The 21,298-nt window shown below is 68.8% G+C and carries 16 protein-coding genes and 2 pseudogenes; 7 read left to right on the plus strand and 11 right to left on the minus strand.

Translation table 11 applies throughout. The annotated features are described in order from the left end of the window. Positions 1-19: 19 nt before the first annotated feature. The 4 genes from FHS22_RS33040 to FHS22_RS33055 are packed head-to-tail and all read right to left on the minus strand — an operon-like array spanning position 20 to position 3,516. Positions 20-1,033 (minus strand): zinc-dependent alcohol dehydrogenase, encoded by a 1,014-nt coding sequence (locus FHS22_RS33040; RefSeq protein WP_184948123.1) that lies wholly within the window; start codon positions 1,031-1,033, stop codon positions 20-22. Next, a complete protein-coding gene (locus FHS22_RS33045; protein WP_184948124.1) occupies positions 1,033-1,881 on the minus strand; it encodes a fumarylacetoacetate hydrolase family protein in 849 nt (282 codons plus the stop codon). Before FHS22_RS33045 ends, FHS22_RS33040 begins: the two co-directional genes overlap by 1 nt. A gap of 16 nt (positions 1,882-1,897) precedes the next feature. Continuing rightward, positions 1,898-2,761: an SMP-30/gluconolactonase/LRE family protein gene (locus FHS22_RS33050; protein ID WP_338048051.1), complete on the minus strand. Its 864-nt coding sequence runs from the start codon at positions 2,759-2,761 to the stop codon at positions 1,898-1,900. Then, entirely contained in the window at positions 2,758-3,516 is a 759-nt protein-coding gene (locus tag FHS22_RS33055) for an IclR family transcriptional regulator (protein WP_184948126.1), read from the minus strand. Before FHS22_RS33055 ends, FHS22_RS33050 begins: the two co-directional genes overlap by 4 nt. 119 nt (positions 3,517-3,635) lie before the next feature. On the opposite strand from FHS22_RS33055, the gene FHS22_RS33060 reads away from it, so the two are divergent. Beyond that, the gene (locus tag FHS22_RS33060) at positions 3,636-5,345 is read left to right on the plus strand and encodes an IlvD/Edd family dehydratase (RefSeq protein WP_221474426.1); all 1,710 of its coding nucleotides are present in this window, start codon (positions 3,636-3,638) and stop codon (positions 5,343-5,345) included. Between the two features lie 9 nt (positions 5,346-5,354). After that, positions 5,355-6,038 (plus strand): SDR family NAD(P)-dependent oxidoreductase, encoded by a 684-nt coding sequence (locus FHS22_RS33065; RefSeq protein ID WP_184948127.1) that lies wholly within the window; start codon positions 5,355-5,357, stop codon positions 6,036-6,038. A 298-nt stretch (positions 6,039-6,336) separates the two neighbouring features. On the opposite strand, the gene FHS22_RS33070 is transcribed toward FHS22_RS33065, so the two are convergent. Genes FHS22_RS33070 through FHS22_RS33090 form a run of 5 tightly spaced genes read right to left on the minus strand, consistent with a single transcriptional unit; the run spans position 6,337 to position 13,771 of the window. Then, entirely contained in the window at positions 6,337-7,311 is a 975-nt protein-coding gene (locus FHS22_RS33070) for a DUF2804 domain-containing protein (RefSeq protein WP_184948128.1), read from the minus strand. Then, a complete protein-coding gene (locus tag FHS22_RS33075; RefSeq protein ID WP_184948129.1) occupies positions 7,308-9,014 on the minus strand; it encodes a glycoside hydrolase family 2 protein in 1,707 nt (568 codons plus the stop codon). Before FHS22_RS33075 ends, FHS22_RS33070 begins: the two co-directional genes overlap by 4 nt. Next, positions 9,008-10,993, minus strand: a complete 1,986-nt coding sequence (locus FHS22_RS33080) for an alpha-galactosidase (RefSeq protein ID WP_221474427.1) — start codon at positions 10,991-10,993, stop codon at positions 9,008-9,010. Before FHS22_RS33080 ends, FHS22_RS33075 begins: the two co-directional genes overlap by 7 nt. Continuing rightward, positions 10,990-12,570, minus strand: coding sequence for an alpha-amylase family glycosyl hydrolase (locus FHS22_RS33085; RefSeq protein WP_184948131.1), 1,581 nt, complete (start codon positions 12,568-12,570; stop codon positions 10,990-10,992). The genes FHS22_RS33080 and FHS22_RS33085 overlap by 4 nt, the downstream gene beginning before the upstream one ends. Further along, positions 12,560-13,771, minus strand: coding sequence for an MFS transporter (locus tag FHS22_RS33090; RefSeq protein ID WP_184948132.1), 1,212 nt, complete (start codon positions 13,769-13,771; stop codon positions 12,560-12,562). Before FHS22_RS33090 ends, FHS22_RS33085 begins: the two co-directional genes overlap by 11 nt. A 98-nt stretch (positions 13,772-13,869) precedes the next feature. On the opposite strand from FHS22_RS33090, the gene FHS22_RS33095 reads away from it, so the two are divergent. Beyond that, on the plus strand, positions 13,870-14,520 hold the full coding sequence (locus FHS22_RS33095) for a TetR/AcrR family transcriptional regulator (protein ID WP_184948133.1): 651 nt from the start codon (positions 13,870-13,872) through the stop codon (positions 14,518-14,520). Positions 14,521-14,656: 136 nt separating this feature from the next. Here the strand turns inward: FHS22_RS33095 and FHS22_RS39730 are convergent. After that, positions 14,657-14,886: pseudogene (locus FHS22_RS39730) on the minus strand (IS982 family transposase); the annotation flags it as partial. Here FHS22_RS39730 and FHS22_RS38620 point away from each other — a divergent pair. Further along, a pseudogene (locus tag FHS22_RS38620) lies at positions 14,882-15,412 on the plus strand (DDE-type integrase/transposase/recombinase); the annotation flags it as partial. The pseudogenes FHS22_RS39730 and FHS22_RS38620 overlap by 5 nt on opposite strands. 152 nt (positions 15,413-15,564) lie before the next feature. Here the strand turns inward: FHS22_RS38620 and FHS22_RS39070 are convergent. Beyond that, complete coding sequence (locus FHS22_RS39070) at positions 15,565-18,267, minus strand: fibronectin type III domain-containing protein (protein ID WP_184948135.1); 2,703 nt, start codon at positions 18,265-18,267, stop codon at positions 15,565-15,567. 251 nt (positions 18,268-18,518) lie between these two features. Here FHS22_RS39070 and FHS22_RS33110 point away from each other — a divergent pair, with 251 nt between their 5' ends. From FHS22_RS33110 to FHS22_RS33120, 3 genes are all read left to right on the plus strand, one after another. Next, positions 18,519-19,292, plus strand: a complete 774-nt coding sequence (locus tag FHS22_RS33110) for an IclR family transcriptional regulator (protein ID WP_184948136.1) — start codon at positions 18,519-18,521, stop codon at positions 19,290-19,292. A 189-nt stretch (positions 19,293-19,481) separates the two neighbouring features. Next, positions 19,482-20,375: a carbohydrate ABC transporter permease gene (locus tag FHS22_RS33115; protein ID WP_221474428.1), complete on the plus strand. Its 894-nt coding sequence runs from the start codon at positions 19,482-19,484 to the stop codon at positions 20,373-20,375. A gap of 89 nt (positions 20,376-20,464) precedes the next feature. Continuing rightward, positions 20,465-21,277, plus strand: coding sequence for a carbohydrate ABC transporter permease (locus FHS22_RS33120; RefSeq protein ID WP_221474429.1), 813 nt, complete (start codon positions 20,465-20,467; stop codon positions 21,275-21,277). The last annotated feature ends 21 nt before the right edge of the window (positions 21,278-21,298 follow it).

The raw sequence follows: 21,298 nt of genomic DNA on the forward strand, positions 1-21,298 counted from the left end.
CTCGTGCTCTCTTCCAGGTTCATTGCCGGGGATCGATGTGGATCTTGGGCCCCGGGCCGGCGCTGGGCGGTCGCCGTCCGGCCAGGACGCCGGCCGTCTCGGCCAGCCCGACCGTGGCGGCCACCAGCGGACGGGCGTCCACCGAGCCGCCGGCGTAGGCGTCGATGGCCCCGGCCAACCCCGCCGAGCCGCCCAGGACGCCGACCGCGGTGACGTCCTTGAGCACCAGATGACGGGTGTCGATGGCGGATGGTGTACCGGCCAGGCCGATGCAGACCACCCGCCCGGCCGGTTCGACCAGCTCAAGCGCGAGCGCGGGCAGGCCGGGGGCGTTGGAGGCGTCCACCACGGCGTGCCAGGCCAGCTCCGGCAGTGACGGCTTGGTCCAAGCGCCCTCGAAGCCGAGCGTCCGGGCCAGGCGCAGCCCTTCGGGATCGCGGCCGAGCAGGTGGACCTCGATCCCGCGGGCGCGTGCGAACAGCGCGGCCAGCAGGCCGATCGTGCCGGTTCCCAGAACCAGCAGGCGTTCACCGGCTGCCAGGCCGGTGCTCTCGATGGCGCGCAGCGCGTTGCCGCCGGGTTCGACGAGCGCGCCCAGCGTGAGGTCCACGGTGTCCGGCAGCGGTTGCAGCGCCGAGGCGGGGACGGCGAGCTGTTCGGCCAGCGCGCCAGGACGGCCGCGGCTGATGCCGATCTCGGCCACATCGGCGCAGATGTGATGATGGCCGGCACGGCAACGGTGGCAGCGGCCGCAGCCGAGCATGGTGTCGCCGGTGACACGGCGGCCCAGCCAGTCGGCCTGCACGCCCTCGCCGAGCGCGGTGACCGTACCGCACCATTCGTGGCCGGGGCGCAGCGGATACCACGAGCGGCCGCTGTGCAGGTAGCTCATCTCGCCGCTGAACAACTCCATGTCGGTGCCGCACACGCCCACCCGCTCGACGTCCACGATCACCTCGCCGGGCCCAGCGATGGGCGGTTCGGTCTCCTGGACCTCGGCCTTACCCGGTCCGGTGACGACCAGTGCGCGCATTACCGGGCGCCCAGGACATGCTGGCGCTGGCTGCCGAGCCCGTCGATGCCGAGCTCCATGACGTCGCCCGGTCGCAGCCAGATCTGCGGGTCGTGGCCCATGCCGACGCCGGGCGGGGTGCCGGTGTTGATCAGGTCGCCGGGCTCCAGCACCATGAACTGGCTCAGGTGGTGCACGATGACGTACGGGTCGAAGATCATCGTCTTGGTGCTGCCGGTCTGGCGGCGCACGCCGTTGACGTCCAGCCACATGCCCAGGTTCCGGACGTCGGCCAGCTCGTCGGGGGTGACCAGCCAGGGGCCGGCCGGGTTGAACGTCTCGGCCGACTTGCCCTTGCTCCACTGGCCGCCGCGTTCCATCTGGAAGGCGCGTTCGCTGACGTCGTTGACCACGCAGTAGCCGGCGATCGCGGCCGCGGCCTCCTCGACCGAGTCCAGGTAGGAGGTGCGGCGGCCGATCACGATGCCGAGCTCCACCTCCCAGTCGGTCTTGGTCGAGCCGCGCGGGATACGCACGTCGTCGTCCGGGCCGACCAGGGTGTTGGGCGACTTGGTGAACAGGATCGGCTCGGCGGGCACGGCCTGGCCGGTCTCGGCGGCGTGATCGCTGTAGTTCAGGCCGATGCACAGGATCTGGTGCGGGCGGGCGATCGGCGCGCCGATCCGCTCACCGGCGAATTCCCTCACGTCCCCCCGGGTGACCCGGTCGCTGAGCAGGGCCGGGCCGCCCGCGGCGAAGAAGCGCTCGTCGAAGTCGGGGGTGACGTCGGAGACGTCGATGTAGTGGGTGTCGTCCACGCGGACGACCGGCTTTTCGGCGCCGGGCGCGCCGATGCGCATGAGATACAAGGCGGTTCTCCGGAGATCAGAGGGGGTTCCAGTAGGGCGTGGGCAGGCCGCGGACGCCGACCTTCGCCGTGAACAGGCGGCCGCAGCCGGGGCCCGGCTCGGTCAGGTGCTGGGTGGAGGTGGTGATGACGAGGGTGTCGAGGCTGGGACCGGCGAAGGTGGCGCTGGAGGTGTGCGGAGCGCCGGTCTCGACGGTGGCCAGCAGCTCGCCCTTGGGTGTGCGGCACTCGACGCGGCCGCGACCCCAGATGGCGATCCACAGATTGCCGTCGGCGTCGACGCACATCCCGTCGGGCTTGCCGTCGGTGATCGTGAATGCTTCCCGTCGCGGGCCCGTCCTGCCGGTGGCGGGGTCGTAGTCGCGTGCGCAGACGGTGCCGGGGACGGTGTCCACGTTGTAGAGCCGGTCACCGAACCAGGCCAGGCCGTTGGAAAGGACCAGGTCGGTGTCGAGGTAGATGAGCCCTGTCTCCTCCAGCCGGGCCAGTACCTCCTGCCCGAAGCGGTCGTCCTGTGCCAGGCTGCCGATCAGGAAGCGCCCGGCCGGGTCCACGGCTCCGTCGTTCAGTCTGCTGTGGACCCCGGCGGGCAGCACCCGGGCCAGCTCGGTGCGGCGACCGTCAAGGTCCACGCGGATCAGCGTCGCCTGCCCGGCTACGATCAGCCGGCCGTCCTCGGAGACGGCGACCGCGCCCACGGTGCCGTCGAAGGTCTGGGCGCCGGTGCTGGTGACCTGGCCGGTTGCGGCGTCGAGCAGGCCTTCGTGCACGGTGCCGGTGATGATGTCGACCCACAGCAGGCGCTGCCGCGCGGCGTCCCAGACAGGGCCCTCGCCGAGGGCGTAGACCCCGGCCGAGGCCGGGGTCGCGGTCAGCTTCACCAAGGATCCTTTTCGGTGACGATAGCGCGGATGGCGGGCAGGTCATTGACGAGTTTCCGCAGCGGGGTGCGGTAGGCCAGCCCGCTGACGCTGATCGCGCCGCTGGGTACGGTGGGCGAGGTCAGGTATGCCGGAACCGCTACACAGTTGACGCCCGGCTCGTTCTCCTGGTCGTCGGTGGCGTAGCCCTGGTCGCGGATGCGTACGAGCTCGGCGTGCAACTCCTCAGCGGTCCCGATCGAGCGTTCGCTCGGCCGTTCCAGTGTGCGATCGCCCACCCACGCGCGTACGGCGTCCTCGTCCCGAAGGGCCTCGGCCAGCAGGATCTTGCCCACCGCGGTGCAGTGGGCCGGGTTGCGGCCACCGACGACCGAAGTCAGCCGGACCGCTCCCGCGGGCGGGTCCAGTTTGGACCGGTAGACGACCGAGGTTCCGTCGAGCACTGCGTAGTGCACGGTCTCGCCGTACCGGTCACACAGGGCCTCCAGCACCGGCATGACACGTACATGATCGGGCCGCGCCTCTTGGTGGGCGAAGGCCATCCGCAGGAACTCGTTCCCCAAGAGATAGCGGCCGTGGCCGTTCTGGGCGGCGAAGCCGGCCCGGCGCAACGAAGCGAGCGCTCGGTGGACGGTGGGCTTGGAACTGTCCACCGCACGGGCCATCTCCTCCAGCCCGATCCCGTTGGGATGGCGAGCCAGCTCAGCCAGCACCGCCAGCACGCGATCGGACCCCACTAGCTTGGCATCGGACATATTCCGAACGTTAGACCATCGTTCCGAAAAATGAAAGATGGCTTTCTCTGGGGCTGCTGATCCGCTAGTGTCCAAACAAGTTCCGTTAGATCGATATAAGTTCCAATTATTGGAAGATTATGAGTCGTAGTAGCCAGTGGTATTCCGGCACCGATCGCAACGCCTACATTCACCGCGCATGGATGCGGCGCGGACTGCCCGCCGACGCCTTCGACGGCCGACCGCACATCGCCATCGCCAACACCGCCTCCGACCTCACCCCGTGCAACATGCACCTGGACGAGGTCGCCGAGCACGTCAAGCGCGGCGTGTGGGAAGCGGGCGGCATACCCCTGAACCTGCCGGTCGTCTCGCTCGGCGAGACGCAGGTCAGGCCCACCGCCATGCTCTGGCGCAACATGGCGGCGATGGCCACCGAGGAGATGCTGCGAGCCAATCCCATCGACGGCGTGGTACTGCTCGGCGGCTGCGACAAGACCATCCCAGCACTGCTGATGGCCGCCGCGTCGGTGGACCTGCCCGCGGTGGTCGTGCCCGGCGGTCCCATGCTCACCGGGCATTTTCGCGGAGCTGCGCTGGGCTGCGGCACCGACGTGTGGAAGCTCAGCGAGGAGGTCCGCGCCGGAAACCTGACCCAGGCGGAGTTCCTGCGCTCCGAATCGTCCATGATCCGCAGCAAGGGTCACTGCAACACGATGGGCACCGCCTCCACCATGGGCCTGCTGGCCGAAGTGCTCGGGATGACGCTGCCAGGCCTAGCCGGCACCCCCGCACCCGACAGCCGTCTGCTGGAAGGCGCGCACGCCACAGGCGCCCTCGCCGTCGAGATGGTCGCGGTCGGCCGCCGTCCGAGCACCGTCTTGACCCGCGGCTCGTTCCTCAACGCCATTGTTGCCCTGGCCGCGCTCGGCGGCTCCACCAACGCCGTCATCCACCTGCTTGCCATCGCCGGGCGCCTCGGCGTCGACCTCAGCCAGGACGACTTCGACCACACCGGCTCCGGGGTCCCCCTGCTGGTCGACCTGCAGCCGGCTGGCCGCCACCTGATGGAGGACCTGTACCGGGCGGGTGGCTTGCATGCCGTGCTGAACGAGGTTCGCGACCTGCTCGACCCGGCCGCGATCACCGTCACCGGCCGGCCCCTGGTCGAGGCCCTCGGCGACGCCAAGACCTACGACCGCGAGGTGATCCGCTCCCGTCGGCAGCCGCTCCAGGAGGATGCCGGGATCGCGGTCCTGTACGGCAACCTGGCCCCGGACGGCGCTGTCATCAAGCCCGCCGCCGCCTCACCCCACCTGCTCCAGCACCGTGGCCCCGCCGTCGTGTTTGACTCCATCGAGGACCTGCACGCCCGCATCGACGATCCCGATCTGGAGGTCATCGCCGACTCGGTGCTCATCCTGCGCGGGTGCGGCCCCAGGGGCTACCCCGGCATGCCCGAGGTGTCCAACATGCCGCTGCCAGCCAAGCTGCTGGCCCAGGGAGTGCGCGATATGGTCCGCATCTGCGACGGCCGGATGAGCGGTACCGCGTACGGAAGCGTCGTGTTGCACGTCGCCCCCGAGGCCGCCGCGGGCGGCCCTCTTGGCAAGGTCCGTACCGGCGACATGATCATCCTCGATGTCCCCAACCGGCGGCTGGACATCGAGGTCTCGGCCGCCGAACTGGCCGCCCGTGACCTCTCCCACGCCGCCGCCACGGCGTTCGCCCGCCCGGACCGCGGCTGGCAGCGTCTCTACGTCGAAACCGTCCAGCAGGCCAACACCGGCGCCGATCTCGACTTTCTCATCGGCTCCAGCGGCCACCATGTATTCCGCGAATCCCACTGAAAGGACCTCATGACCTCCTTGCGCACCGCCATCATCACCGGCGGCGTCAGCGGCTTGGGCAAGGCCACCGCCATCCGCTTGGAAGCCGACGGCGTCAAGGTCATCACCCTCGACGTCGCCGACGGAGCCGACCTTGTCGTCGACGTCACTGACGCCGACGCCGTGCAGGCCGCCGCCACCGACGTCGGCCCCGTCGACATCCTGATCAACTCCGCCGGCATCGTCGGTCCCACCAGCCCGTTGTGGGAGACCCCTCACGACGGCTGGCGGCGTACCTTCGAGGTCAACGTGCATGGGACCTTCCACACCTGCCGCGCCTTCGTCCCCGGCATGCGCGAGCGCGGCTGGGGCCGCATCGTCAACATCGCCAGCATGGCCGGCAAGGACGGCAATCCGAACATGGCGCCGTACTCGGCCTCCAAGGCCGCGGTCATCGCGCTCACCAAGTCCCTGGGTAAGGAACTGGCCACCAGTGGCGTACTGGCCAATGCCATCACCCCTGCCGTGATCGAGACCCCGATGAACGCCGACACTGGCCCCGAGGCCCTGGCCCACATCACCAGCCTCATCCCCATGCGCCGCGTCGGGCGGCCCGACGAGGTCGCCGAACTCATCGCCTGGCTCACTTCCGACAAGGTCAGCTTCTCCACCGGTGCCGTCTACGACATCAGTGGCGGCCGCGCCACGTACTGAAGCCCCGCTTTCCGCAGGCGGTGTGGCAACTCGAATCGTAGAGGCCTCTGCTTGAATGATCTTGCGCTGTTGAGGTGGTGCTGGTGCGGCGTCTGCCTCACCAGGCGTTGATCACCTGCCCGACCAGGTGCGGCGAGATTCCTCGGCTGCGAGATCACGGTCCAGTACCACGACCGTAAGACCCCATCGATGGCCGGGGAGGGGCCGAACGCCGAGTGATGCAGGAAACGGGATTCCGCCGCACGAGGATCCCTGGTGGTCGGCCCCGCCCTTGCTCAGAGACGGCCAGGGCTGAGGCTCACCATCGGTGACGGGCATTCTCCACCCAGCCGGTGAGCCCGTCGAGGTCGATCCAGGAGCCGTCGTCGGCTCGGGCGCGGCCGGTAAAGTGACCGAAGCACTGGTGGATCTTGCTGGCGACGACCAGCAGGTTGTTCTTGGCGGTCTTCTCATGGAAGGGGTGGAACTCCACCTCGACACGCGGCCCGGTAATGCGCCAGGGGCGCTTCCAGTCGGAGCGATCGTAGTGCCATTCCAGCTCGTCGCTGATCTTGTGCAGGCGGCCGTCGAGAAACAGAGCGTTCTCGGTAGAGCCGGTGCCGTCGGTCCACTTGCCGCCGAGCTGGATGGCGCGGCCCGGCGCGCAGCCGGCCGCCCAATTCCAGACGACCGAGTACGGCCATTTGCCGCGGCCGTGGTCGAGCACGGCGAATGCGGAGTCGATCGGGTGTGTCTGTGACCCGACCCTGAGCGTGCCTTGAGCGGGTCGGCCGAGGTCCTTGACCGTGTACTGGAACCGGTGAGCGCCCCAAGGTACCACCACGCCCAGCGATTCGTGGCTGACAGGCAGGCTCACCTCCACCTCCAGCTCGATGGTGGCGGAGACCGCGCGGATCGTGGTCCCGCCCGCGTGAGCGGCCAAGTCGATGCGGAGCCCGCCACCCTCCACCGACGCCGTTCCCGTGCCGCTGCGGTCGGGCATGACCGCCCTCCGGGCCAGCGGCACCACCACGTCCTTGGCGCTCTCTTGGCCCGTGTCGCGGTTCAACACGTACAGGCCGTGCAGCCCGGCGTAGTCGAGTGAGGCGGCCACCAGTCCGATGATGTGGGTGGGGGTGACGATGCCCCAGTACTCCCACCGCTTGGCGCGCCCCCAGCCGCGCAGGTTGGACCGGTGCAGCGGGCGCCGGCTCCAGCCGACCGCCGCGGGGTTGAGCCGGCCGCCCGGCAGGCACAGGTCGACGGGTTCGGTGATCTCGCGCTCGTAGGTCATGCCAGCCTCAGCTTCTCGTTGATCGAGCGGATCAGGTCCGCGTCCAGTTTGAGCACCTCGCGGTCGTAGGTGAGCAGCCCGTTCAGTTCGTCCTCGACGTCGCTGAGCTGGGTGTAGACGGTGGCGCTCAGCCCGCGGGCGATCGCCGGGACGATCTCGCGCAGATGCAGCCGGGCGAAGGCGGCGCCGAGCCGTGTGGCATCGTCGAAACGCCGGTACCCGAACCGCCCGGAACCCCAGACGTGCCCGTGGACAGGAAGGCTGTAGCCGCCGTACTCGGTCAGCGCCAGCACGCGCCCGTCGGGCCGGGGCGGGCGGAAGCGCCGGAAGTAGACATGCAGGCTGCGCAGGTCGCCCGCGCCCTGGTCGTGCCAGCCGCTGGCGTGGTCGATCGACCGGGTGGGATCCAACGAGGCCAGTTCACCGGCGATGCGTGCGGCGTCGAACTGCCCCCACCCCTCGTTGAAGGGCACCCAGACCGCCAGACTCACCACGTTGCGCAGGTGCTCGACGGTCTGACGCAGTTCCGTCTCAAAACGCTCCCGCCCGGCCCTGTCGCCTCGGCCGAACACGCGGTGCCGCCGGTCGTCCAGCCACAGCGGGGTGAGCACGGGAGCGGTGATGACCAGGGGCCGGTACGGCTCGCCGCCATTGACCAGATCCTGCCAGACGAGCATGCCGAGCCGGTCGCAGTGGTGGTACCAGCGCAGCGGCTCGAGCTTGATGTGCTTGCGCAGCATGGTGAAGCCGAGCCGCTTCATGGTGGCGATGTCGTGGATCATCGCCTCGTCGGACGGGGGTGTGTAGAGGCCGTCCGGCCAGTAGCCCTGGTCCAGGATCCCGGCGTGGAAGTAGGGTCGGCCGTTCAGCAGCAGCCTGGGCACGCCGTCCGGGCCGGGGCCCACCCCGAAGGAGCGCATCCCGAAGTATCCGGCGACGCGATCCTCGCCGAGCGAGACCGCTACGTCGTAGAGGAACGGATCCTCCGGGCTCCACGGCCGTACCTCGGACATCGGCACGCGGACAGCCGTGCCGACCTCCGCGGCCGCGGAGGTGACGGCGACGCCGTCGGCGAAGATCTCGACCTGGGCCGTGCCCGCCGAGGCGTGTACCGTTACCTCGACGGCCGATCCGGCCAGGTCGGGGATGAGCGTCAGCCGCTCCACGTGCACGGCGGGCACGGACTCGGCCCACACCGTCTGCCAGATGCCGGACTGGGCGGTGTACCAGATGCCGCCCCGTTCCAGCTTCTGCTTGCCGCGCGACCCGCTGCCCGTATCATCACGCACCGCCACGACCAGCATGCCTTCGGGAATGTCGGTGATGTCGCAGGTGAAGGGCAGATATCCGCCCTCGTGCGCCCCCACCTGGACTCCGGACAGGAAGACCCTGCACTCCTGGTCCACCGCGCCGAAGTGCAGCAGCACCCGCCCACCCGGTACGGCGAAGCCGTCCGGGAGCCGCAGCGGGCGCCGGTACCAGAGGGTCTGGCCCGGCTGGAGCTGCCGCCCGACGCCGGACAGCGGCGCCTCCGGTGAGAACGGGACGATGATCTCGCCCTCGTAGACCTCCGGCTCGCGATCGCCGAATGCGTACTCCCAGCGGCCGTTGAGGTTGAGATAGCTGTCGCGGACCAGCTGCGGCCGCGGGTACTCGGGCAGAACCGCATCGGGATCGAGGTCCCGTCCCCACGAGGTCAGCACCGGATCAGCCTCCTCAGGTCGCTGAGCGCGTCGAACGGCAGGGGCCTGGGCAGGCCATGGCTCATGAGGACCGCGCCGTGATGGAGCACGCCGGTGTCCTCGTCCCGGTAGACACCGTCAGGGTCCAGGCCGCGTAGCCGAACTGGCGCGTCGCGGCCCACCAGCGTGGTGGGCCGCCACAGGAATACCGCCACCTCGTCTTCGAGCGTGTACTGCACGGCCCACCGCCCGAGCCGGTCCAGCCGTCCGCCGTGCACCACGGACCGGATGCGTTTGTACTGCTCCACCAGCGCCGTCGCCTCTTCCAGCTCCTGTGGCGTCCAGCGCAGCAGGTCGCCGCCGATTCCCAGGGCGCCGCTCATGGCGACGTGGAAGCGGAAGCGCAGCGGCGTGAGGCGCCCGGTGATCGCGTTGGGGCTGTCGGTCACCCACGCTCCCATGGTGCGCACCGGGTAGAGCTGTGAGTAGCCGTGCTGGATGGCGATCCGCTGCGCGGCGTCGGTGTTGTCGGAGGTCCAGGTCTGGTCGGTGCGGGCCAGCATGCCCAGGTCGGCCCGGCCGCCGCCGCTCGCGCAGCCCTCGATGGTCAGTTGCGGATGGTCGGCGCGGAGTTGGTCGATGATCGCATAGACGTTGCGCACGAACGGCACCCACACCTCGTCCCCCGCCTCGGTGAAGGGCCGGTTCATGTCCCACTTCAGAAAGGAGATGTCGTGTCGCCGCACGAGGTCGTCGAGCCAGCGGTGCGCCCAGGCGGCCACCTCGTTGCGGGAGAAGTCCAGCAGCAGCTGATTGCGCACCTCGGTGCTGCGCCGGTTGGGCTGGCGCAGCACCCATTCGGGATGTGTCCGGTACAGCTCGCTGTCCGGGTTGACCGATTCCGGCTCCACCCACAGCCCAAAGGTCATGCCCAGTTTCCTGACGTGCTCGATCAGCGGCGCCAGTCCTTCAGGGAACCGGTCGGGGTTGGGCCACCAGTCGCCCAGCCCGACGCGGTCGCTGGTGCGCCCGCCGAACCAGGCGTCGTCCATCACGAACAGCTCGACGCCCAGCGCCGCGGCCCGCTCGGCCAGCGCCATCTGCTGCTCCTGGGAGATGTCGAACTCGGTCGCCTCCCACGAGTTGAAGACCACGGGCCGGGTCCGGTCGTCAAGCAGGAACGTCCGGGCGTAGTCATGCCAGCGATGGCTGGCGCCGCCGAATCCGGCGGGTGAGTACACGCCGGCGAACACCGGCGTGTCGACGGACTCGCCCGCGCCGAGCCGCCAGGTCAAGCCCTCGTGCCCGAAACCACCGCTGAGGCCCACCCGGTCGTGCTGATCACGCTCGACCGTGATCCGCCAGCTCCCGCTCCAAGCCAGGGCGACGCTCCACACCTCGCCGTGCTCCTCGGTGGCATGGCCGTCGTCGACCATGAGCCAGGGGTTGGCATGGTGCCCGCTGTGGCCGCGGCGGCTGGTCAGCACGGTCTCCGCCATCGTCAAGTCGGTACGGCGCAGCTGGAACTCGCGACCCCAGTCGCCACTGACGTGGCTAAGCCGGTAGCCGTCCCGGTGCGGCAGGCTCCACGCCGCTGAGTCGCAGCGCAGCAGCGTGACCGGCTCGGCGCCGCAGTTGGTGACGGTGGTCCAGCGTTCGATCGTCTCGCCCCGCACCCGATAGTGCAGGGTGATCTCCAGCGGGTAGTGCCCGTCGGCCATGTGCAGGACCAGCTGGTCGCCCTCCACCGCGTGGCCGAGGTGGCGCCACTCCACACCGCGGACGGCGTCGCCGTACCTGATCTGCAGCCCGGCCACGCCGAACCACGCGCCCCCCTCCACTGGCAGCTCCGGCCACCCGGCCGGCAGGTCGCGTGCCTGGTCGAGAGTGAGCGCCGGGCCCCAGTGCGCGCAGGTGGGCGTCGCGTCGCCGGCCAGCCGTACGACATAGCCGGACGTTGGCGTGCTCAGCAGCCATAGGCCGTCGCCTACCGCGATCACGCGAGCCACACAGCGGTGTCGCAGGGCAGCAGACCTCCGTCGAGAGGGCCGCTGGCCAGCAGGACCGTGCCGGTGAAAGGCACAGGCTCGGCGCCGAAGTTGACCATCAGCGTGAAGCCCGGCTCGCGCTGGAAGGCCAAGACCTCCGGACCGTGCTCCAGCCAGGTCAGGTCGCCGTCGCCGAGCGCGGGGTGGCGGCGGCGCTCGGCGATCGCGCGCCGGTACAGTTCCAACGTCGAGCCATCGTCTGCTTGCTGCTCCGCCACGCTCAGCGTCCCCCACCCCTCCGGCTGCGGCAGCCACGGGCGCACCGGGACGTCCGCGAAGCCGTACGGCATCGCCTGCCCCGACCACGGCAGCGGCACCCGACAGCCGTCGCGGCCGATGAAGGCACGCGCGGTCCGCTCGAACATGGGGTCGCGCCGCTCGCCGGCCGGGATGGTGAGGTGCTCGGGCAGCCCGAGCTCGTCGCCCTGGTAAATGTAGGCCGAGCCCGGCAGCGCCAGCAGGAGCAGCGCCGCCGCCCGCGCCCGCCGCGTGCCGACCGCAACGTCCACCTCGACCTGGCCGAGCATTACCTCGGCGGTCGGGGCGCGCACGAGATCCTGGTCGATGCCGTAGCGGGTGACCATGCGCGGGACGTCGTGGTTGCCCAGCACCCAAGGGATCGACCCGCCTGTCTCCATCGCCAGCCGGTGCGACTCCTCGATCACCGTCCGGAACTGCGCAGCCGACCACGGCGCGGGCATGAGGCGGAAGTTGAACAGCTGCGCCAGCCCGTCGCCCGTCAGATAGGGCCTGGCCACCTCGGCGTTGCCGTACCAGATCTCCGCCACGCTCATCCGCGCGCCGGGATACCCCTCCAGGATCGCGCGCCAAGAGCGGTAGAGCTCCAGCAGTTCGGGCTGGTTCTCATACGGCACAGCGGCGTCGGCCGGAATCAGCGGCGTGCCCGCCGGGAGCTCGACCTCGGGCAGCCCGTCCTGCTTGAACAGCATGTTGGCCACGTCGATCCGGAACCCTGCCACACCCCGGTCCAGCCAGAAGCGCAGCACGTCCTCGAACATGGCCACCACCTCGGGATGGCGCCAGTTCCAGTCGGGCTGGCTCGCGTCGAACAGGTGCAGGTACCACTGCCCGTCCTCGACCTGTGTCCAGGCCGAGCCGCCGAACTTGGACTGCCAGCCGTTGGGCCGGTCGCGGAAGATGAACCGATCGCGCCCGACACCGCGCAGCGCCTCCCGGAACCAGGGGTGCTGCACCGAGCAGTGGTTGGGCACGATGTCGACGATCACGCGGATGCCCCGCCTCCCAGCCTCGGCGACCAGATGGTCGAAGTCGGCCAGCGTGCCGTAGCGCGGATCGACGTCGCGGTAGTCGGCCACGTCGTAGCCGCCGTCGGCCAGTGGCGAGGGATAGAAGGGGCTCAGCCAGAGCGCGTCGACGCCCAGCTCTGCCAGGTGGTCCAGGCGTGAGATCAGGCCGCGCAGGTCGCCTTGGCCGTCGCCGTCGCCGTCGGCGAAGCTACGCGGATAGACCTGGTAGACGATGGCTTCGCGCCACCATTCAGCGGACACTGCGGATCCTCCAGACGAGAGTGGCGCCGGCGACGGCGAACGCGGCCGCCACGCTGTACATGAGTGGATAGCCTCCGGCCGAGGTGACCAGTGGCGCTGCGATGACCGGGCCGAGCGTGTTCGACGCGGAGTTGGACAGGCTGATGATGCCTAGGTCCTTGCCCCGGTCGGCGTCGGCGGGCAGCAGCTGGGTGACCATGGCCTGGTCGACGGCGACGAACATGCCGTAGCCCGCGCCCAGCAGCGCGGCGGCCGCGATCGCCGACCCCCAACTGGTGGCGGTGGTGAGCACCAGTGCGGACAGCGCCATCGTCAGGCCGCCGGCGAAGACCGCAGGCTTGCGCCGCCCGCTGCGGTCCGACAGCCATCCGGCCAGCAGCGTCGGTGCCACGCTGCCCAGCGTGAAGACCGCCACCAGCACCACCACGCCCTGCTCGACGGTGGAGCCGGGGAACAGGCTCTCGTAGTGGACGGCGTCGCGCAGAAAGTACTGCAGGTAGCCGATGCCCATCGCGAGCGTGAGCGTGATCAGCATGCGGCTGAGCCAGGCCCAGGCGAAGTCGGGGTGGCGGCGCGGGCTGACCCAGAAGCCACGCGCGAAGTCACGCAGGGAGAACGGCGGGCACGGCTGGGCGCGCGGCTCGCGCGTGAGCAGGCCGAACGGCAGGATCAGTACCAGCACGAGCGCCGCCATAGCCAGGAACGCCGGGCGCGAGCCGGTCAGCAGCACCGTGGCCACGACGCCGCCGAGCAACGGCCCGCTCAGCTGGCCCACCCCGGCCAGCGCCGAAGCTCTGCCGCGCTGCGGGATCGGCACCTGGTCGGGCACGGTCGCGATGGCGGTGGCCAGCGCGGCGGTGAACGCCAGCTGTGCCACCGCCCAGCCGGCAACCAGACCGGCGATCGTCTGCTGGAAGGCCAGGAACGCCAGGGCGGCCGCGCTGATCAGAGCACCGCCCACGATCCACGGCCGTCGGCGGCCGAAACGGGAGCTCGTGCGGTCGGACATCGCGCCGAACAACGGGTTGGCGACGGCCGTGCACACCGCGGCCACCGCGAGCACGACCGCGAGCGAGGCCTCCTTGTGTGCGGGGTCGATGGCGGCGACCTGCGAGGGCAGCAGGATCTGGCCGCCTACCGTGGCCGCCATGATGACGCCCATCTGCGCCAGGGCCAGCAGCGTCATCCAGCTGAAGGACACCTTCGGCGGATCATCGATTCTGATATTGCCCACTCATGCCCTCCAAACGTGACGAGGCATCACGTTAGAACATGACGAGGTGTTATGTTAAGGGGGAGATGATGGATAATTCCGGCGTCCGACGCAAACCGGTCCAGCAGCGCAGCATCGAGCGGGTGGAGCGCATCCTCGACGCCTGCGCCGAACTCCTCGACGAGGTCGGCTTCGACGCGCTGACCACGGCGGAGGTGGCCCGGCGGGCGGGCGTGCCCGCTGCGACGGTCTACCAGTTCTTCGACGGCAGGCCCGGCATGATGCGCGCCTTCGCGCTGCGCAACCTCGACCTGCTCCTGATGCGGCTGCGCCGTCGGGCCGACGAGGAGCCGGGACTCACCTGGCCACGCGCCGCCGAGATCGTGATCGAGGAGACCGTCGGCATGCGCCGCACCGTGCCGGGCTTCACCGTCGTCGACTTCGCCGACACCCGCGCGGGCGGCGCCTCCTTCCTGCCGCACGGCCGGGTCCCGGAGGGCGGCGACATTCTCGCCGAGCGCCTGTATGACTTCGCGACCGGCCAGGCCGGGCTGCCGCCCCTGCCCGATCCCTACCGGGTCATGCGCCTGGCCATCGAGACCACCGCAATCGCCCTGCGCCTGGCCTTCCAGAACTCGCGCGATGGCGATCCCGCCGTGATCGAGCAGGCGCGCATCCTCCTGACCGCCTACTTCACCCAGCTCACCCACCATCGCCCGGCGGCGCCGAGCAGGTGAGAGAAGGGTGAGCCACGGCTGTTGCCTCCTCGCCGGATGATCCGAGGCGCTGGCAGAGCGTGCTTCCGGCAGCTTGACGGTTTCGGAGGCGGCGAAACAGGCGCTGAGTCTCATGGAGAGGGCGATGAAGGCACCGCGTGAGGGCCCACGGTCGGGCCGTGACGCGAGCAGGGACGCCGCCACGATCCTTCCAGCATGTCGCTCCAGGGCAAGCTGTCCTTTGAGGGGTCTGATCGATCGACTCGCTGCACTGCCGCCACGACTTGAGGAACCGCCGACCTGTCCGAGGAGCCTCGCTCTTACGGACAGGCGGAGCAGAACGAGGTCGTGATCGGTGAGGTCGGCCTCGAACTTGCAACCGAGGAAGAAGGTCCGCACCACTGTGCCGGAACCCTCCCACCACTAGGCGCCCGACCTGATCCGGTGAGACTTCACCGCACGCGCCCCGAACCAGCGCTACATCGGCGACATCACCTACCTACCTACCTGCCCGCCGATGAGGGCCGGCTCCTGTATCTGGCGACCGTGCTGGACCTGGGTCACGGCGGCTGGCGGACTGGTCGATTGCCGATCACATGCGCATCGAGCTGGTGACCGACGCGCTGCGAGCAGCCGCGACGTGCGGCAGCCTGAATGGGACGATCTTCCACGCCGATCACGGGGCGCAGTACACCTCGGCCGAGTTCGCCACGGTGTGCGCCGAGCCCGGCGTGCGCCTGTTCATGGGGGCCGCCGGCTTCAAGCGCGTGACCCTCCAGGACGTCAAGCGCTGGCCTCAGCGCACGAGGACTGCCTGGCCGTCTTCAAGTGGATCACCTGCTACAACAACCGCAGGCGGCACTCCGCTCTCGGCTGCCTCACGCCCGATCGACTACGAGCAGCAGGCCATTGATGAGGTGCTGCTCGCCGCCTAACAAGCCATGTCCACACAGGGGGTGAGCCCCCGCCTCGCGGTCGCGACGGTGTTCAGGGGCAGGCGGCAGCCTCACCGAGGCGCGATGGTGTCCCGCGCGGCCAAGCCGCGCGGGACACCATCGGATCGGATCAGACCGTGATGCGGTCGATGTTGGGTGCCCAGCCGGTCATGTTCTCGATGCGGATGGCGTTGTTGCCTGCGGCGAGGGGGAGGGTGACGGTGACCGAGCCGAGGCTGCTGGTGCCGCCGGTGGCGGGGAAGGTGACGGGTGTGCCGGTGCCTGTGGTGGCGGTGGGTGGGTTGACGATCAGGTCGGCGGTTCGGCTTTCAGAGCTGGTGTAGTGGATGGTGACTTGCCGGGTTCCGGCGGTTGTGCTGGCGATGTTGGTGATGGTCAGGCGGTTGCTCCAGTAGCCGATGCCGTCCACTCGCTTACCGCCCGAGCAGGGGGTGCAGACGGTGGCGGCGGCTGAGCCCATGAAGGTGTTGCCGGCGGCCTCCGCCTCATACGTAGTGCCGGAGACCGGTGGAGTACTCGATCCGTCCACCACGATGCGGTCGATGTTGGGTGCCCAGCCGGTCATGTTCTCGATGCGGATGGCGTTGTTGCCTGCGGCGAGGGGGAGGGTGACGGTGACCGAGCCGACGGTCCCGGTGCCGCCAGTGGCGGGGAAGGTGACAGGGGTGCCGCTGCCGGTGGTGCCGGTGGGCGGGTTGACGATCAGGTCAGCGGTGCGGCTGTCCGGGCTGGTGTAGTAGATGGTGACCTGCTTGGCGCCGCCTGTTCCGCCGGCCACGTTGTTGATGGTCAGCCGGTTGCTCCAATAGCCGACGCCGTCCACCCGCTGCCCGCCTGAGCAGGCGGTGCATGCGGCCGAGGCGACCGTGCCGGTGAAGGTGTTGCCCGCGGCCTCGGCCTCATACGACGTGCCGGAGCTGCCACCGGACGACTGCGTCGATACGGTCAGCGCAGAGGATGCCGCGGAGACGTTCCCCGCGGCGTCACGCGCCTTGACCGTATAGGTGTAGGCCGTGCCCGCGGCCAGCCCAGTGTCGATGAACGTGGTACCGGTGACGGTGTCCACCAACTGGGTGCCGCGACGGACTTCGTACCCACTGACGCCGACGTTGTCGGTGGACGGGTTCCACGACAGTGAGATCGAGTTCTGTGTCTGGGCCGGGGAGGCGAGGTTCGCCGGAACAGTCGGTGCCTGGGTGTCACTCCCGCCGCCTGTCCCGACCTGCACGGTACCCAGGCCCAGCCAGCCGTCGGAGTTCTGCGTGGCATTGGCGAAGCGCAGCTTCTTGGCGCTGGCGCTGATGGTTTCCAGCGGGCTGCGGACCTGCATCACGAGCTGGTAGCCGCCGTCGGCGACACCGCCGAGGCTGAGGTTGGCTGCTTCGAAGTACTCCGGCCAGCCGAAGTCCAGGTAGGTGGGGTCGGACCCGACGTTCCAGTCAGGGAAGGCGCGGATCTTCAGCGGTTGGGCCTTGCGGATGTCCCAGGGGGTGTCCCAGGTCTTGACCACGTTGCCCGCAGAGTCCTTCAGTCCGAGCATGACGGTCCACGGGTAATAGAACGGAGCGACCCCGGTGTTGGAGATCTTCACGCCCACCTTCATGGACGTCGCGGTGACGGAGTCCTTGAAGTAGGCGGTCGGCACTGTCAGGTTGTAGCCCATCAGCCGTACCCCTTCGGCGACCTTGGGGTCGGTGGCGCTGTAGTTCTGGCTGCTTTCGCTGACCTGCCAGGTCGCGTGCTGCAGTTCGATGCACGCCTTGACGTTGTCGACGTCGCCGCCGTTGCCGTTGGGCCAGTTGTCGTACAGGCGGCTCTGAATCTCCGGCCGGACCTCACCGCCGATGGAGTTGGTGATCCATTTGTTCTCCACCCCCTCGTTGAGCGCGAGCTGGAGGAAGGCGTAGTTCGCCCCGCCCATCGACTGGGGCAGGGACACGCCCTGCAAGGGGCTGCCCTCGCGATAGCAGAAGGAGTAGTCGGCGTACCCGATGTCTTTGGTGTTGGCGGCACCACCGGCCGCGTCGGGGTAACGGAGCTCGAGTTGCGTGTGGCTGAACGCGTTGTCGTAGGCGGTCACGATCTGAGCTGCGTTGGCGTCGGTGGGCATGTAGTTGGGATAACTGTCGCCGCTGGTGTCCTCGTCATAGGGCCACGTGTGCCACTCTCCCCACAGGCCGATGAGCCCGAGCCCGATGAACCCGATGCGCGGATCGTTGTCGTAGCGGGCCCCGAGAGCGGCGATGAAGCCGGTGAACGCGGCGATCAGGTCAGGGTCGTCGTAGTCGGGGCTCTGGGTGTCCCACACCGCGTTGTGGCGCATGGTCACCCGGCCGTTCAGGCACGCCGGGGTGGCGTTGGCGGGATGAGTGCCTGATCCGCCGGGGTATTCCACGTAGAACCAGAAGTTTGAGTGGTTGCCGCGAGCGGCGGTGTCGTTGAGGAACTGGTCGAGGATCGTCCAGTCGTAGACGCCGCAGTTGGCCGGATCGGTCATGACCTCGCTGAGCCCGAAGTAGCTCCAGGCGAGGCTGCGGGGGTAGCCGTGGGTTCCGTTGCTGCCGGGATAGAAGGTCGCGTATCCCTTCAGCGGGTTGTCCAGGGGCCCGGGCGCCGCGGATAACTGATGGGCGGGCAGCGTGGAGTCGGGGGTGGCTGGCGCGGGGGGCCGGGTGGGGGCGCCGGCGGTGGTCAGCGCGGCGGTCGAGGCCTGGGTTGATCGCGCCTGGGCGGCCGGAACCGTCGCGGCGATCGTGGCGAGCACGATCGCGATCACGACGGCGAGCCGCGCGCGTTGTCTGTGGGCCGTCATCGGGCTGTCCTCCTGGGGGGTGAGGGGTGATCTTCGAAACCCGTCGGCTGCCGGTAGCGGCGGAGGTGTGCGGACGGCGCTGTCAGCAGTGGGGCACGGCCTTGGCCAGGCCGGCGAGCGGCCGGAACCGTCTCACAGTGCCCTTCTCGAACCTGTTGGGTTGGTGAGAGAGTAGGTCATTCCGTTTGATAGATCAAGATTCTGTTTAGCGGAATTTGGTGTAGTAGGGTGCGGGCATGATAATGAACGCGATGGACGCAAACCCCTCGCCCGTCGAGAGCGTCGACCGGGCCTTGCGGATCCTCCAGCTGCTGTCCCGCAGTGCTACCGGCCTCACGCTGGACGAGCTGGTCAGCGCGTCAGGCCTTCCCCGCAGCTCGCTGCACCGCCTGCTGGCCGCGCTGAAGCATCGTGGGTTCGCCGCCCAATACAACAGCCATAGCCCCTACTTCCTCGGCTCCGAGGCGGTCGCCGTGGCGTTCGGTTACTACGAGCGGATGGACCTGCGCACGCTGATCCGCCCGGTCATGGTCACCCTGCAGCAACGGCTGCAGGAGACCGTGCACATGGCGATGCTCGACGGCGGCGACGTGGTCTACATGGACAAGGTCGAGTCCACGCAGGCGATGCGCATCACCTCTGTGATCGGTGGCCGCAACCCGGCGCATTGCACGGGCGTCGGCAAGGCGATGCTCGCCTGGACCTACCCCACGGACGAGGCCATCCGGATGTGGATCGAGAAATACGCCCCCCTGACCGGCCGTACCCGCAACACCCTCACCTCGCCGGCCAGGCTGATCGCCGAGCTGGCGAGGATCAGGGACGAGGGCCATGCCGTGGACATGGAGGAGAGCGAGGACGGCGTACGCTGCGTGGCCATCCCCGTCTTCTTCGGCAAGCCCGCGCCGGTGGCCGGCATCAGCGTCACCGCACCCAAAGGCCGTATGACGGTCGGCCGGATGAACGAGATAGCCGCAGAGCTCAAGCGTGAGGTGATCGAGCGAATGCCTCCAGGCTCCGACTGAGAGAGCCCGGCAAGCTCTTGACACTTGTCTTTCGGCCATGGTTTTGTTGCGCTCACCCATTTAGAATCGCATTCCGCAAAGCGGAATACATGCGCAACCGAGGGCGTCGAAATGACGGCAACCGTCTCCACCTCCCCATCCATTCCGCCGAGGCACGGAGCCCGCCAGCGAGCTCCAGGCCTCGGCGGAATGGATTCCCGCCCCCGTCCCCCGGCGCAGCGGGGTGCCGCCCGTGCGGCCTGGCTGTTCCTGCTGCCCGTGCTGGTGGGCTTCGGGCTGTTCTACCTTTATCCAGCCGCTCGCGGTCTGTGGTGGTCCTTCACCGACTACTCCCTACTGGCCGAACCCGAGTTCACCGGCACACAGAACTACGCGGAACTCGTGGGCGACGCGCAGTTCTGGAACGCCTTGAAGGTCACCGCCCTCTACGTCGTGCTCAACATCGGGTCACAGACACTGCTGGCCCTGGTGCTGGCCGCCCTGATGCACCGGCTCACCCGTTCGGTCATGGTGCGAGCCATGCTGCTGGTCCCGTGGTTGGTGCCGAACGTCACCGTCGGTCTGCTGTGGCTGTGGCTGCTCGACGCCGACCTCGGCTTCGTCAACCACCTGATCAGCTCACTCGGCGGGGAAAGTACCGCGTACTTCGCCTCGCCGACCTGGGCACTGCCGACGGTGGCCCTGGTCAACACCTGGGCCTACACCGGATACACCGCGCTGCTGCTCTACGCCGGCATGCTGCAGACGCCGGGATACCTGTATGAATCGGCGGCCATCGACGGCGCCGGTGAGACACGCACCTTCTTCACCGTCACGCTGCCCCTGCTGCGCCCGGTACTCGCCCTGGTGCTCGTGACGTCAATGATCGGATCGTTCCAGATCTTCGACACCGTCGCGGTGACGACCGAGGGCGGCCCGGTCAACGTCACCAAGGTCATCTACTTCTACATCTACCAGAAGGCCTTCCACCAGTTCGAGATGGGATACGCCGCCGCGGCCGGAGTCGCGCTGGTAGCGATCCTCGGCGCACTCGTCTATGTCCAACTGCGCCTGCTCAAGGCCTCTAGCTCGGACCTGGGGTGAAGCAACCAATGACCTTGAGGAGGTTCCTCCACAAGCACCCGGGACGCCTGGCCGCATGGGCCTTCCTAGGGATCGCGATCGTCGCCACAGTGTTCCCGTTCTACTGGATGATCCGCACCGCGCTGACCCCTGCGGGCGATCTCTACACCGACAGCACCGGGCTCTGGCCCGACCATCCGACACTGATCAATTTCAGCCGCGTGCTCGGCTTCCTGGACGTCGCCGAGGCTCAAGCGGCGGGAGGGTCCGGCGCCCGGATCGACTTCATCAGGTATCTGATGAACTCCGTCATCTACAGCACCCTGGTCGCCGCAGTGCAGACGTTCTGCTGCGCCATGGCCGGTTACGCGCTGGCGCGCCTTCGCTTCCGCGGCCGCGACCTGATGTTCACCGTGATCGTGGGCGCCCTGATGGTGCCGCCGATCTTCACGCTGCTGCCCAACTTCGCTCTGGTCAAGAACCTCGGGCTGCTCAACACCATGGCGGGCCTGGCGGCCCCGACGCTGTTGATGACCCCCTTCGCCGTCTTCTTCCTGCGGCAGTTCTTCCTGTCGATCCCCGCTGCCGTCGAGGAGGCAGCCGTCATCGACGGCGCAGGCCGATGGATGATCTTCTGGCGGGTGGTGCTGCCGATGACGCGCGGGCCGCTGATCACCATCGCCATGACCACGGCGGTGTGGTCATGGAAGGACTTCCTGTGGCCCCTGCTGGTCGGACCGAAGGAGCAGACCCGAACCCTCACCGCGGCGCTGGGCATCTTCCTGCAGCAGTCACCCAACACCCGGCCCGACTGGACGGGGCTCATGGCGGCCTCGACCTTGTCAATCGTCCCCGTGCTGCTGTTGCTGGTGTTCTTCGGCAGACGCCTGATCGACTCCCTGAACTTCACCGGGATCAAGTGATCCGCATCCATTCGAGTAGGA

The sequence above is a fragment of the Thiemannella venezuelensis genome, from assembly GCF_014203605.1.
GTDB lineage: Bacteria > Actinomycetota > Actinomycetes > Streptosporangiales > Streptosporangiaceae > Planomonospora_A > Planomonospora_A venezuelensis.